This window comes from Chryseobacterium sp. P1-3 (assembly GCF_000738495.1).
Lineage (GTDB): Bacteria > Bacteroidota > Bacteroidia > Flavobacteriales > Weeksellaceae > Chryseobacterium > Chryseobacterium gallinarum.
Genome location: NZ_JPEQ01000005.1, coordinates 151,428 through 165,780 on the forward strand (window position 1 = coordinate 151,428; position 14,353 = coordinate 165,780).

General features: G+C 38.7%; 14 protein-coding genes and 1 pseudogene. 8 read left to right on the forward strand and 7 right to left on the reverse strand.

Going from position 1 to position 14,353, the window contains the following annotated elements; all coding sequences use genetic code 11:
* Window positions 1-10: 10 nt before the first annotated feature.
* The 7 genes and pseudogenes from HX13_RS07575 to HX13_RS07605 form a co-directional block, all read right to left on the reverse strand.
* The gene (locus tag HX13_RS07575; protein ID WP_050020596.1) at window positions 11-2,737 is read right to left on the reverse strand and encodes a hypothetical protein; all 2,727 of its coding nucleotides are present in this window, start codon (window positions 2,735-2,737) and stop codon (window positions 11-13) included.
* A gap of 109 nt (window positions 2,738-2,846) precedes the next feature.
* Window positions 2,847-3,755: a hypothetical protein gene (locus tag HX13_RS07580; RefSeq protein ID WP_316931268.1), complete on the reverse strand. Its 909-nt coding sequence runs from the start codon at window positions 3,753-3,755 to the stop codon at window positions 2,847-2,849.
* A 291-nt stretch (window positions 3,756-4,046) separates the two neighbouring features.
* Complete coding sequence (locus tag HX13_RS07585) at window positions 4,047-4,466, reverse strand: hypothetical protein (RefSeq protein WP_050020597.1); 420 nt, start codon at window positions 4,464-4,466, stop codon at window positions 4,047-4,049.
* Between the two features lie 196 nt (window positions 4,467-4,662).
* On the reverse strand, window positions 4,663-5,466 hold the full coding sequence (locus HX13_RS07590; protein ID WP_050020598.1) for a hypothetical protein: 804 nt from the start codon (window positions 5,464-5,466) through the stop codon (window positions 4,663-4,665).
* A gap of 6 nt (window positions 5,467-5,472) precedes the next feature.
* A pseudogene (locus HX13_RS07595) lies at window positions 5,473-6,205 on the reverse strand (MIP/aquaporin family protein).
* A 24-nt stretch (window positions 6,206-6,229) separates the two neighbouring features.
* Window positions 6,230-7,726 carry a glycerol kinase GlpK gene (gene glpK / locus HX13_RS07600; RefSeq protein WP_050020599.1) on the reverse strand — a complete coding sequence of 499 codons (1,497 nt, stop codon included), beginning with the start codon at window positions 7,724-7,726 and terminating at the stop codon, window positions 6,230-6,232.
* Window positions 7,727-7,736: 10 nt separating this feature from the next.
* Window positions 7,737-9,335: a glycerol-3-phosphate dehydrogenase/oxidase gene (locus tag HX13_RS07605; RefSeq protein WP_050020600.1), complete on the reverse strand. Its 1,599-nt coding sequence runs from the start codon at window positions 9,333-9,335 to the stop codon at window positions 7,737-7,739.
* Window positions 9,336-9,451: 116 nt separating this feature from the next.
* Between HX13_RS07605 and HX13_RS07610 the strand changes: the two genes are divergently transcribed.
* From HX13_RS07610 to rpsC, 8 genes are all read left to right on the forward strand, one after another.
* Entirely contained in the window at window positions 9,452-10,213 is a 762-nt protein-coding gene (locus tag HX13_RS07610; RefSeq protein WP_050020601.1) for a DeoR/GlpR family DNA-binding transcription regulator, read from the forward strand.
* A gap of 254 nt (window positions 10,214-10,467) precedes the next feature.
* Complete coding sequence (gene rplC / locus HX13_RS07615; protein WP_050020602.1) at window positions 10,468-11,094, forward strand: 50S ribosomal protein L3; 627 nt, start codon at window positions 10,468-10,470, stop codon at window positions 11,092-11,094.
* Complete coding sequence (gene rplD, locus HX13_RS07620) at window positions 11,085-11,714, forward strand: 50S ribosomal protein L4 (protein WP_050020603.1); 630 nt, start codon at window positions 11,085-11,087, stop codon at window positions 11,712-11,714. Before rplC ends, rplD begins: the two co-directional genes overlap by 10 nt.
* 3 nt (window positions 11,715-11,717) lie before the next feature.
* Window positions 11,718-12,008 (forward strand): 50S ribosomal protein L23, encoded by a 291-nt coding sequence (rplW, locus tag HX13_RS07625; RefSeq protein ID WP_002983204.1) that lies wholly within the window; start codon window positions 11,718-11,720, stop codon window positions 12,006-12,008.
* Window positions 12,009-12,030: 22 nt separating this feature from the next.
* A complete protein-coding gene (rplB, locus tag HX13_RS07630) occupies window positions 12,031-12,852 on the forward strand; it encodes a 50S ribosomal protein L2 (RefSeq protein ID WP_002983208.1) in 822 nt (273 codons plus the stop codon).
* A 2-nt stretch (window positions 12,853-12,854) separates the two neighbouring features.
* On the forward strand, window positions 12,855-13,133 hold the full coding sequence (rpsS, locus tag HX13_RS07635) for a 30S ribosomal protein S19 (protein WP_002983209.1): 279 nt from the start codon (window positions 12,855-12,857) through the stop codon (window positions 13,131-13,133).
* Window positions 13,134-13,135: 2 nt separating this feature from the next.
* Window positions 13,136-13,534 (forward strand): 50S ribosomal protein L22, encoded by a 399-nt coding sequence (rplV, locus tag HX13_RS07640; protein WP_050020604.1) that lies wholly within the window; start codon window positions 13,136-13,138, stop codon window positions 13,532-13,534.
* Window positions 13,535-13,541: 7 nt separating this feature from the next.
* Complete coding sequence (gene rpsC / locus HX13_RS07645; protein WP_050020605.1) at window positions 13,542-14,288, forward strand: 30S ribosomal protein S3; 747 nt, start codon at window positions 13,542-13,544, stop codon at window positions 14,286-14,288.
* Window positions 14,289-14,353 lie beyond the last annotated feature (65 nt).

Here is a 14,353-nt window from a genome sequence, read left to right on the forward strand (position 1 = left end):
TTTGTAATAATTATCTCTTCATAAAGTAACTGAAATAAGAACAGCTTCCCATCAGCCCTTTTGCAGTTTCAGTATCAGAATATTGAGCTTTCAGCTGGGCAAAGTAAGTTCTGTACTTTTGGTTTCTGAGGTTGTTAAGCTCTTTCTGGTAGGCCTCTTCTTTTTCAGACCACTTCGGGTCAGAATAGTCATACTCCTTTTGGTTTTTTGCCTCATACTGGTAATACTTACCCTGCTCGGCACTTGCCATCTGGAATAAAATCCTGGCTTTTTCTTCTTTATTGCCGGAAAGCTTCAGGGCTTTCTGATAATACCCGATGGACAGATCAAAATTATCCGGTTCAATATAAGAGGTATCCAGGAAATTTTTATAGTAATATTGATAAGGGTTGGATCTTTCTGTGTTCCAGAAGTTATATTTCCCTCCATTGCTATTGTCGATATCCATAACGAATAATTCACGATAATACCCTAAAATGGAGGTGTTGTATAACAGGTTTCCGATAAGTTGGTTCGCTTTTGCCGCTTTTTCATCAGTTCCGTTTCCAATTTTTTTAAGCTGTATTAAAATATCGGCCAATTCCAGTTTATTCATGCTGTTTTTGATAAACGGGAAATAAGAATAGTCCTCTGCCTTCATACTTTCGGTATCGGGACTTTGGTAACTTTCCCAGACATTATGTCCAAAGACAAGACTGGAGATATTTTTAAAGCCATTGTATTCCGTACTGCTGTACTGTTTGGTGGTGATTTTTTCCCCTTTGTCTGTCCAGTCATAATTGAGCCTTGGAATTCCTGTAAAATTCTGAGCTTTTTCATAATATGATCTCGCTTTTTCAAAGTCTGCCTGCCTCATTGCCCTGTCTCCGTAGATCGTATTGAAGAATGCATCAATATTGCCTACACTGTCCATATTTTTAGCGATGATCTGCTGCTCAAACCGGGTTTTATTGGCTTTCCTGTAGAAATCTTCAACACTTTTCACCAGGCTGGAATTTGGGTTGTACTGAAGGTCAGAAAGCTTATTACTCATCAGGAAAGATTTTCCGTCTTCACCTTGCAGGAAGTAACGGTTGGCAAGCACATCTCTAAGGAAATCTGCGGTAGAGGGAACCTCTCCGTAATAATCAAAATTATCGGTAATGGTACTATCTTTTTTTACTTCTTTCTCTACAAAATATTCAGGATAATCTTTCATCAGATGATCTTCATAAGCGGCATCAATTTTAGGCTGGGAAACAATATCGTTAAGAACCTTCATCCTTTTGATCTGTTCCTGATATTCGGGATTGGAAGTTTTGATATTAGCAAGGACCTCACTGCTTCCCTTATAATCCTTTTTCAAAAATTTTAGATAGGCATCAGCGATCTGCCAGTATTCATCTTTAGACTTTTCCTTTGTTTTTTCTGTGAATTTTTCCAGATCATCAAGAAAGTCCTGAGTTTTATTATCGTAATAATAAGCAGTTCTGTTGTAAAACGGAATCCGGTCCGGATTGCTGAACAATTCATCATCGCTTTGATCAGCTTTGGTACTATTTCCGGCTTTATCCGATTTTGAGCCCCCGAAAAGGTTTTTAAAGAATCTTACAATTTTTTGCCAGAACGAAAGTTTTTCCTCTTTTACTTCAGCAACAGGGTTGCTTTTGCCGGCATCTTTTGTATCACCTGTTCCTGTATTCGCTTTTTGGATGGAAGCCTTTTGTGACGCATCAGAGGAATAATAATAGGTGGGAAGATAGCTTCTTTCCAGCTCATTAATACTTCTCACCGCCATTACTTTCAGGATTTCAGAATCAGGATTGATGTCATACATTTTTTCCATAATAGGAATCGGATTGTTGAAGTCCTCATAACCCAGAAGGAAATAAGCCATATTTTTTTCCTCATTCGTGTTGGCTCTTTTCATAATATTACTGAAAGAGGCTGTATCAGAAAGTTTCATTGAAACGAAAGCAGACTCTTTGCGGTCCTTACTATTCATAAACACCTGGAAAAAGTTCCAGTTGGCTTCATTATTCATAGACAGGCCTCTTTGAGCTCCTGCCAGCTGATCCAGAGCCATAAAATAGACCGTGCCTTTCAGTCTGACTGGTTCCACATACATTTTGAATGCCTGCAGTGCCGAGTCATAATTTCTTGTATAATGATTCAAACGTACCAGCTGATAACCGTAGCGTTGTTTGATCTCGGGATTTCTTGCAGCATTATATAACGAAGTCAGCGCAGAGATGGTTTTATTATAGTCAAGGCCTGTAGCATCCTTTCTGTTGGCGTCTCTGTCATAATAAAATGAATTCTCACTTTCGACATAATTGATGCTCATGTAAGGCTCGAGGTATTTGGCCTCAATCAAATAGTCAATCCCTTCTCTATATTTTTGGTAAAAACCCGTACCTAACTTTTGCAGCAGGGGGTTGGTGGGTGCCCCGTTCTTTAGGGCATTAAGGTCATTTATGCTTACCTTGTAGACCAGGTTCTCTGTTTCGGCATAGCTGAGCTGGTTATTAAAATATTTTTTCCATGACTCCACATTATCGTCAGGAACCAGAGCAGCATTGTATCCCGTATAAAACCTTGTAGAATAACTGTGTAAAAAAGGCAGATATGATTTGTCTTTAATGATGCTTTGCGTAAAAAGATTGAAATACTCATAATCAGGATCTGACCAGGCACAGGCATCAGATTTTGTATAGAAAAGTGATGCAACAGCAATTGAAAGAATATACTTTTTCATATGGGTTGTGGTTTTTTATTTAAAATAGTTAATAGTAAAGTCGTGACGGGGATAATATGAGCTTGGTAAATATTCCTCCTACAACTGGCCGACTGATTTTCCTCCGGGATTAAAACTGCCGATCTAACACAAATTTACTATCTAATTGATAATATATAATGTTAAAATGAGGTATTTTTTTCTGGAGAAACAGAATGACATCTTCCAGCTGTTCAGGGGATATTTCTTCTACTTTTATTCTGAACCCTTTGTTCAGGTAATTCCCGAAATAAAACCCGTCTTTCAGAATTTCAGCTTCGTTTTCAGTAATTTTTTTAAAGTCCGGATTGTTCAGATCGTTTTTGGATAGTGCATTGATCAATCTGTGTTTTTCGAGATGATTAGTCACGATTCCCCATGAATAGATGGGCAAGGCTACTTCAATTTTCTTAATGGGATAGTCTTCAATTTTAGAAAGGTAACTTTTTAAAACGCCAACATCCAGAATGGAATTCTTATCAGATTTTTCCAACGGTGAGGAAGTGGAGTAGCACATCAGGTATACCTTTTCTACAGGAGGAATCCCTGTTTGCTTTTTATCCTTTACCTGATGGAGTCGTAGAGTACAGGTGACCTCTTTTCCTGAGATTTTTTTCAGTTCCTTTAAAAATTTGAAATAATCATTTCGTGTTCCGGCTGTCCAGTCGCAGTCGATCTGGATTTCGTTTGCTGTTTTTAAGTGATATTCTTTCGTTTTTTTCTGTATTAATTGATAAATTCTTTCCGCCAGAAACCTGATCTCTCCTGGCGAGATATTGAATAAGGCCTGATTGGTAATAAATACAGTGGGAACAATTTGTTTTTCGGTTTGAAAACTTGGATCTTTTGTAATCACAGCTACCGGCTGAAATCTTCCATTGATTTTATCCACATCGAAAAACCTTGTATATAAATAAGGAACAGAAGACTGGTCCAAGACTTTTTTTTTCCTCCCGGTCCAACCTGAGATTGGTTTTCCAATAATAAAAAGTATGAGCATGGTCGTCCTTCTTACTGCATGAGACAATAAAAAATAAAATCCATAAAGCCAGTAGTCTTTTCATGCTTTGGTCAATATAATTATTCTTCAAAAGTAAAATTATTTAAGCAAAGAATAAACCGTAAAATCCCGGTAATTCTTTATTCAAGGCTATTTCTGTAAATTCTCTGTTCTGCTTTCCTTAAAAATTCATATTTATATACCTGCCTTTCACCGGAAGGAAGCAAGTCACAGATGTACGGATGGTATCTCATAACAATAAAAATCCACTCCCGGGGAGTGGCTATGATTTTATTCGTATAATTCGCTTTCGCATTTACAGGTGTCTTTATCAATGCTTTCCCTGGAAGAGCAGCAGCCTTCAAGGCTTTTAATATTTCCTTTTTCGTCGGTAAGATAGATCTTATCCTTATTAAATTTTACGAAGAATGTTTCTTTGAATTTCTTAAATTGTACTTTCATCACCTTGTTGGGGGTATACTTGCCGGCATTCATTTCCTCTGTTGTCTCTTTCCCATTTGCCTGGTTGACCTGAATGTATCCGAAAAAGACATCTCCATTCTTTTTTACATCCAGGTAATAATGAGGAGTGCCGGTACCACTGTAACCTTTCATGATATCAAAAACCCTGCGTCCCGTAAAAGGAGTTTTTACCTGTGCTAGAGTGAAAATGCTGATGCATAAAATGATTACACTTAAAATCTTTTTCATAGTTTTTTTTTCAAAATTAAAAATATTTGTTTAAACCATAAGCCGTAAAATCCCGGTGATTCTTATCCGGTATCAATTGCATATCCGACTCTTTTCAATATACCTGGTGATTTGTATAACTACTCCGTTCACAGGTATTGGTGTAACAAAAACCACCCCAAAAAAGGAATGGTTTTCTATATAATTTCAGCTGAAATTAAAAAACAGTCGCAGCCAATTGAATCCTTGCATACTTATTAGAAGGATTCCACATGGCCAACATAGCAACAGGAAGACTGTAATGATCGGATATTTTAATAACTTTTCCTGCTTTTAGACCTACGTTTACGATATCAAAACTATTCTTTCCGTTTCCGTACAGAAAGGTGTTGTCATTAAGTGCAAAACCGGCACCTACAAAAGCATCCAGATTTACTTTCTGATCTTTGATTACCGGATAGCTTGCCTGGATATAAGTAGAATATCTGTTTTTCTTATAACTTCCGTCCGGTTCAAGAATAACCTCTCCGGCGTTGGCGCCACCATACAGCATGATATCGGCTTCTATATTGATCGGAAAAGAAGGCCCGAAAGTATAATTGGTTCTCAGATCTATAATATGGGCCGTTCTCCTTTGGGAATAACTGAAAATATCATCAGCAGCCACTGCTGTATTGATGTTTCTGGAATTATAGAGATCCCATAAACCTATATAAAAACGACCGTCAGAATACTGAACGTAATAATTGATCTCTTTGTAATGAGTGTTGTCCTTATCATCTGCCAATGCTGATGCACCCCAGATCCCTACCTTCCATTTCTTTTCTGCATCCAGGGCATAAGAGAGATTTCCCATTACCACGGGTTTGTCTGTAATAATCAGTCCTCTCCATAAATGGTTGTTTTGAATGTTGGCTGTAAAATCGAGCCTGCCTTCTTTGGCTTGCACGTTTTCCTGAGAAAACAATCTTCCAATGCTTAAGGCAGAGAGAAAGATTCCTTGTAAGATTTTTTTCATCATTTGTCTTTATTTTAAAAATCCATATAAAAAAGCAGCGATAATAGCGCCTATTACAGGTCCTATCACCGGAACCCAGGCATAGCTCCAGTCGCTGCTGCCTTTTACGGGCAAAATAGCATGCATGATTCTTGGGGCAAGATCTCTGGCGGGGTTAATGGCGTACCCTGTTGTCCCCCCTAAAGACAAGCCTATTACCCATACAACAAAAGTAACCGGTATGGCTCCTATGGAACCTAGCCCTACTTTCGCTGTAGGATCAGCCTGTAAAGAAAGGCTGGGATCTGCAAAATAAAAAAATCGTAAATACCAATACAAATGTTCCGATAATCTCACTGATCAGATTGGAAGAAAACTTTCTGATAGCAGGTCCTGTGCTGAAACATGCCAGCTTAGCTCCTTCGTCCTCTGTAATGGCAAAATGGTCTTTATGAAATAGCCATACCAGAAAAGCCCCCAGCATTCCTCCGATCATCTGGGCAGCAATATAAGAAGGTACCAAATCCCATGAAAATTTTCCTGCAGTAGCGAGACCAATGGTGACAGCGGGGTTCAGGTGCGCACCACTTACCGGTCCTGCTACGGTTACTCCTACAAATACAGCCAGTGCCCATGCAGTCGTAATAACAATCCATCCGGAATTATTCCCTTTAGTATCTTTTAATACAACATTGGCCACAACGCCGTTGCCTAGCAATATAAGAAGCATCGTGCCGATAACTTCTGCAATAAATGGGGTCATATAAGTTTTTTTAGATGAGGTAAATTAATCTTCTATCCAGCTTTGTGCACTCTTGATAGCCTTCTTCCAAAAGTGAATCATTTTATCCACTTGATCTTTACCCAGTTGAGGGTGGAAATCTTTGTCTACAATCCATTGCTCCTGGATTTCGTCAATGTTTTTCCAGTATCCTACTGCAAGTCCGGCCAGGTAGGCTGCTCCAAGGGCTGTCGTTTCAAGGGTTTTCGGGCGGGTTATTTTAAAGCCGAAAAGGTCAGATTGTATCTGCATCAACAGGTCGCTTGCCGACGCGCCGCCATCTACTCTCAGCTCAAGACTCTCTCTTCCCGAATCTGCCTCCATTGCTTTCACAATATCATACACCTGGAATGCTATTCCTTCCAATGTAGCTCTTGCAATATGTCCGTCAGTGGTACCACGGGTCATTCCCACAATAGTTCCGCGGGCATATTGATCCCAGTAGGGAGCACCAAGGCCAGTAAGTGCCGGAACGAAATAAACTCCCCCGTTATCTTTTACAGAAGCAGCCAGCTTATTGACTTCCTCAGAAGAATGAATAATTTTAAGCCCGTCTCTCAGCCATTGAATAGCCGCACCACCTACAAATACACTCCCTTCCAGGGCATAGTTTACTTCCCCGTTAATTTTCCAGGCTACAGTGGTAAGCAGGTTGTTTTTGGAAGAAACAGCTTCTTTACCTGTATTCATGAGCAGGAAACATCCTGTTCCATAGGTGTTTTTTACCATTCCAGGAGTGGTACACATCTGCCCGAATAAAGCTGCCTGCTGATCTCCGGCAATACCCGCTATTGGAATTTTTGTAGAGAAAAGGGTTGTGGCTGTCTCTCCGTATATTTCGCTGCTTTGCTTCACTTCAGGAAGAATAGCTTCAGGAATATCAAATAGTTCCAACAGGTCGTTGTCCCATTCCAAAGTGTGAATGTTCAGAAGCATAGTTCTGCTGGCATTGGAAACATCTGTAATAAACATTTTTCCCCGGGTCAGTTTCCATACCAACCAGGTGTCTACAGTTCCGAAACATAATTTCCCCTCTTCAGCCTTTTGCCTTGCTCCTTCTACATGATCAAGGATCCATTTCAGCTTGGTGGCCGAGAAGTAGGCATCAAGGACCAGTCCTGTTTTTTCTTTAATCGTTTCTGCGTGCCCTTGTTCTTTCAGTTCATCACAGTATTTTGAGGTTCTGCGGTCCTGCCATACGATAGCGTTGTAAATAGGGTCACCTGTTTCCTTATCCCATACAATAGTAGTTTCACGTTGATTGGTAATTCCGATTGCAGCAACTTCCAGTCCGGATATTCCGGCTTTTGCTATCACTTCTGCAGCTACGGATATCTGTGAAGACCAGATTTCATTGGGATCATGTTCTACCCAGCCCGGAGTAGGGAAAATCTGTCTGAAATCTTTCTGAGAAACATATTTTATTTCTCCGCTGTGATTGAAGAGAATCGCTCTGGAGGAAGTTGTTCCCTGGTCTAGAGCGAGAATTAATTTTTCATTCATATAAAGCGTGTTAATTTAGGTTAGTAACTTTAGGTGAATAAGGAGTTAATAAATATCCTTTTGCCAGTTCAATAAATTCGTTTTCCTGCTGCTGTGCCCATTCTTCAGAATACCCTTTTTCTTCAGCAATAATTCTGGCTACATGATGAGCGCTGTCTATCGCTGCCCTTGCATCCAGGAATAACAGGCGGACTCTTCTTGCCAGGATATCCTCAATGGTTTCTGCCATCTCATTTCTTACAGCCCAAACCACTTCTGCAACAGTAAAGGGATGGTCAGGATGTATTTTTTGAGCATAACGCGGGTTGCTTTCCTGTAAAGCTTTTATAGCTGGAATATCAGAACCGTAAACATATAGATGATTGGTTCTGTCTACCTGTTCAGGTTTTACATTTCCATGGATGGAAAGATGTTCTGTTTTAGAAGGGGTATTGCCTAACCGGTGAACTTTCATGGCTTCATTCACAGTATCTTCAGCCATTTTACGGTAAGTAGTCCACTTACCTCCGATAATGGAGACCAATCCTGTGTCAGAAGCAATCACCTTATGGCTCCGGGAAACTTCTTTGGTGTTTTTGCTTCCATCTTTAGGAGCGGCAAGGGGACGAAGCCCTGCGAAAACTGATTTTACATCTTCGCGGGTTGGTTTTTTGGCAAGGTATTGTCTTGCGGTATTCAAAACAAAGCTGATTTCTTCTTCCAAAGCGCGAGGCTCAAAACTTTCATTTTCCAAAAGCGTGTCTGTAGTTCCTACTAATGCCCTGTCGTGCCATGGAACGACAAACAGAACCCTGCCGTCTGATGTTTTCGGGATCATGATCGCGTCATCACTTTTCAGGAATGACTTATCCAGAACCAGATGGATCCCCTGGCTTGGAACAACAAGCTTTCCGTGCTTAGGATTGTTCATATTGAGGATATCATTAGTAAACACACCTGTCGCATTGATCACGACATTCCCATGAATCTGATATTGCTGTTGGGTAAACTGGTCTTCAGCGGTAACCCCGATAATCTTACCTGAGTCATTTTTCAGAAGTCCGACTACTTTCATATAGTTGATAGCGGTTCCCCCTTTTTCAATAATAGTCTGGGTTAAGTTGATCGCTAATCTGGCATCATCAAACTGTCCGTCCTGGTAAACAACACCACTCATCAAGTGGTTTTGTTCAATAGTAGGGAGTTTTTCAACGGTTTTTGATTTGCTGATGTATTTTGTTTTCCCCAAGCTCAGTTTCCCGGCAAGAAAGTCATAGATTGATAGTCCTATTTTATAGTAAATTCCGCCCCACCAGGTATAATTAGGGATAATAAAAGACTGGTTTTTGACAATGTGGGCTGCATTTTTTGCCAATAATCCTCTTTCTTTTAAGGCTTCTTTTACCAGGCCAACATCTCCCTGTGCCAGATATCTTACTCCACCATGTACCAATTTGGTACTTCTGCTGGACGTTGCTTTTGCAAAATCATGTGATTCAAGCAATAAGGTTTTAAAGCCTCTGCTTACTGCGTCTAAAGCTGAACCTAAACCACTGGCTCCTCCTCCTATGACTATAAAGTCCCATTCTTTTACATGGTTTAATTTGCTGAGTTCTTCGTTTCGTTTCATAAATGTTTCGTTTATGTTTCGTTTTCAAATATATAAATTAAAAATGAAAGCAAAAAGAAAATAAATGAAATTTCAGCATATAAGAAAAAAATGGTATTTTTGAGCAAACGAATAAAATGGAGAAGCTGATACATAGGCATGACCAAATATTAAAAGAGCTTGATGAAAAAGGCCATGTGCTTGTTCAGGACTTGTGTGAGAAACTGAACGTATCTTCAGTTACGATCCGAAAGGATCTGAACTATCTCGAAAGTCTCGGACTGCTCTTTAGAAACCATGGGGGAGCGAGCAAACAGGTAAGATATGCATATGAAAAAAATGTAGGAGAGAAGGAAAATATCAATGTGGAAGCCAAACAGGCTATTGCAAAAGCTGCTTTGTCTCTGATTCAGGAAAATGACTGTATTATACTGGCTTCGGGAACAACAATGCATTATCTGGCAAGGATGCTGGTGAATTCCGGGCCGCTTACCGTATTGACATCTTCCCTGCGGGTGGCTATTGAATTATGCAATAATCCCAATATTAATATTATACAACTGGGAGGTGAAGTTAGGAAGAGTTCCACTTCTATAGTAGGATCCATTTCGGAAGGCATTCTTAAACAGTTTTCCTGCAATAAACTTTTCCTGGGAGTAGACGGGATTGATCCCGAATTCGGAATCAGTACTTCTAATGCGGCCGAAGCCCATTTGAACCAGGTGATGATAGAGTGTGCTGATCAAACGGTAATCCTTGCTGATTCTTCCAAGCTGAACAAAAAGGGATTTGGTAAAATTGCCTCGTTGGATAAAATAGATTATCTGATTACTGATGCGGGAATTTCTGATGAAGATAAACTTGGTCTTGAAGAGCTGGGAGTAAATGTTATGATGTAAAACCGGACCCTTTCCGGCTTCTTTTTTTTAAAATCAAAATAATTTCCGGGAAAATTTGTTCTGAATTTTTTCAAAATCATCTAATTGATTAAAAATCAAAATATTTTAGTCAAAATATTTGTCAGTTATAAAATTATTCATAAATTTGCACACTCATTTTAGGGGCGTAGTATGCCTATATCAAAAGTAGAAATTACTTCAGACTCCCGGGAAATGGTGATAAATAAAGGATAAATTTTATTATAATATAAACAATGTCAGGTATTATTGGTAAAAAAATCGGTATGACATCTTTGTTTAACGAAGAAGGGAAAAACATTCCTTGTACAGTTATTCAGGCTGGTCCATGCTCGGTTTTACAGGTCAGAACCTTAGAAAAAGACGGTTATAAAGCTGTTCAATTAGGTTTCGATGACAAGAGTGAGAAGAACGTTGGTAAAGCGTTAGCTGGTCATTTTAAAAAGGCTGGTTCTGCTCCTAAAGCTAAATTGGTTGAATTCTACAGAGAATTCGTTGATGAAGTGAAAGTAGGAGAAGAAGTGAAAGTTGATTTATTCACAGAAGGTGAGTATGTTGACGTAACAGGAACTTCAAAAGGTAAAGGCTTCCAGGGTGTTGTTAAAAGACACGGATTTGGAGGTGTAATGCAGGCAACTCATGGTCAGCACAACAGACTTAGAGCTCCAGGTTCTATCGGTGCTGGTTCAGACCCTTCAAGAGTATTCAAAGGGATGAGAATGGCTGGAAGAATGGGAGGTAAGCAGGTAACTGTTCAAAACCTTCAAGTGTTAAAAGTTGATCAAGAACAAAATCTTTTAGTAGTAAAAGGTGCTGTTCCGGGAGCTAAAAATTCTTATGTAATTATCAGAAAATGGAACTAGTAGTATTAAATACATCAGGAAAAGAGACCGGAAGAAAAGTAACTCTAGACGAAACAGTATTCGGAATTGAGCCAAATCAGCACGCGGTTTACTTAGAAGTTAAACAGTATCTTGCTGCTCAAAGACAAGGTACTCATAAAGCGAAAGAAAGAAGCGAAATTACTGCTTCTACTAAAAAGCTTAAGAAGCAAAAAGGATCAGGATCTGCTAGATACGGGGATATCAAGTCTCCGGTATTCAGAGGTGGAGGTAGAGTATTCGGACCAAAACCAAGAGATTACAGATTCAAATTGAACAAAGCTCTTAAGAGATTAGCTAAAAAATCTGTTTTATCTCAGAAAATGAGAGACAACAGCATCAAAGTTTTAGAAGATATGAGCTTTGCAGCTCCTAAGACTAAAGATTTCATCAATGTATTAAACGCATTGGAACTTAACGGTAAAAAATCTTTATTCGTTCTTCCTGAAGCTAATAAGAATGTGTATTTATCTTCAAGAAACTTACCTAAAGCTAAAGTAATGAACTACAATGAAATCAGTTCTTACGATTTAGTAAATGCTGGTGAGATCATTTTCTTTGAAGGTGCAGTTGAAAAATTCCAGGAAAATTTAAAGAAATAAGTCATGTCAGTTATTATTAAACCAGTTATTTCAGAAAAGGCTAATTACCTTACAGATTTAAGAGGTTCTTATTCTTTCTTAGTGAATCCTAAGGCGAATAAAATCGAGATCAAAAAGGCTGTTGAAGCAGCTTACGGTGTAAAAGTAGCAGACGTTAACACAATGATTTATGCTCCGAAGGTTTCTTCAAAATACACTAAAAAAGGTCTTCAAGTAGGAAAGACAAACAAATTGAAAAAAGCGGTAATCAAACTTGCTGAAGGTGAGGTTATCGATATTTTTGCTGTAAATTAATTATTAATTATAAATAATAGTAATGTCTGTTAGAAAATTAAAACCTATCACCCCGGGACAGAGATTCAGAATTGTAAACAATTTTGAGGAAATTACTACTAACAAGCCAGAGAAATCTCTAGTAGTTGGTATTAAAAAGTCAGGTGGACGTAACAACACAGGTAAAATGACCATGCGTTACACCGGAGGTGGACACAAAAAGAAATACAGAATTATTGACTTCAAAAGAAACAAAGCAAACGTTGAAGCTACTGTAAAATCTGTAGAATACGATCCAAACAGAACTGCATTTATCGCTTTATTAGAATACGCAGACGGAGAGAAGAGATATATCATCGCTCCAAACGGTATCAAAGTAGATCAGAAAGTAGTATCAGGAGAAAGCGTTGAACCAAACGTAGGTAACGCAATGAAATTGAAAAATATTCCATTGGGTACTGTAATCTCTTGTGTTGAAATGAAGCCTGGACAAGGTGCTATTTTAGCAAGAAGTGCTGGTTCTTCAGCTCAATTAACTTCCAGAGATGGTAAATATGCAATCATCAAGTTACCTTCAGGAGAATCAAGAATGATCCTTACTGAGTGTATGGCAATGATTGGTTCAGTTTCCAACTCAGATCACCAATTAACGGTATCAGGTAAGGCTGGTAGAAGCAGATGGTTAGGTAGAAGACCAAGAACAAGAGCGGTTGTAATGAACCCTGTAGATCACCCGATGGGTGGTGGTGAAGGACGTTCTTCAGGAGGTCACCCAAGATCTAGAAACGGTAAACCGGCTAAAGGTTACAAAACTAGAAAGAAAAACAAAGTGTCTAACCGTTACATCGTATCTAAAAGAAAATAATTATGGCAAGATCACTTAAAAAAGGACCGTTCATTCATCATACTTTAGATAAGAAGGTTCAGGCAAATATAGAGTCTGGTAAGAAGACAGTTATCAAAACTTGGTCTAGAGCATCTATGATCTCTCCGGACTTCGTAGGACAAACTATCGCTGTACACAACGGGAAATCTTTTATCCCTGTTTACGTTACAGAAAATATGGTTGGTCACAAGTTAGGCGAATTTTCTCCAACAAGATCTTTCAGAGGTCATGGTGGTAACAAAAACAAAGGAAGCAGATAAACATGGGATCTAGAAAACAAGATAGCGCAATCGCAAGAAAAGAAGCAAACAAAGACGTTGTTAAAGCTTCATTAAATAATTGCCCGTCTTCTCCAAGAAAAATGAGATTAGTTGCTGATATCATCAGAGGAGAGCAGGTAGACAAAGCACTTTATATCCTAAAATATTCTAAGAAAGAAGCTTCTAACAAATTAGAAAAATTACTTCTTTCTGCAATTGCCAACTGGCAAGTGAAAAACGAAGGAGCTGACATTGAGGAAGCCAACCTTATCGTTAAAGAAATCTTCGTGGATAGTGCAAGACAATTGAAGAGACTAAGACCAGCTCCACAAGGTAGAGGGTATAGAATCAGAAAAAGATCTAACCACGTTACATTAATCTTAGGTAACAAAGAAAATTAATCAAGGTATGGGACAGAAGACAAATCCAATTGGTAACAGATTAGGTATCATCAGAGGATGGGATTCTAACTGGTTTGGTGGAAACGATTATGGAGACAGAATCGCTGAAGACTACAAAATCAGAAGATACCTTGAAGCTAGATTATCTAAAGGTGGTATTTCAAAAATTTATATTGAAAGAACTTTAAAATTAGTTACAGTAACTATTACTACTGCTAGACCGGGACTTATCATCGGTAAAGGAGGTCAGGAAGTTGATAAATTGAAAGAAGAGTTGAAAAAACTTACAGGTAAGGATATTCAAATCAACATCTTCGAAATCAAAAGACCTGAATTAGATGCTGTATTGGTTGCTGATAGTATTTCTAAGCAAATTGAAAACAGAATTTCTTACAGAAGAGCTGTTAAAATGGCAATGGCAAGTACTATGAGAATGGGTGCTGAAGGTATCAAAGTTCAGATCTCTGGTAGATTAAACGGTGCTGAAATGGCAAGATCAGAATCTTTCAAAGAAGGAAGAATTCCATTGTCAACTTTCAGAGCTGATATCGATTACCACTGGGCTGAAGCTCACACTACTTACGGTAGACTAGGTGTAAAAGTTTGGATCATGAAAGGTGAGGTTTACGGTAAAAGAGAACTTTCTCCACTAGTGGGACAACAGAAAAAAGGTGGTCAGTCTGATAGAGGAAACAGAGGAGGAGACAGAGACAACAGAAGACCTAGAAAAAACAACAATAACAATAATAATTAATTAGAAGTTAGAAGATAGAAACTAGAAATTAGATCTTCCGTTACAAGAACTGATTCAATTTTATC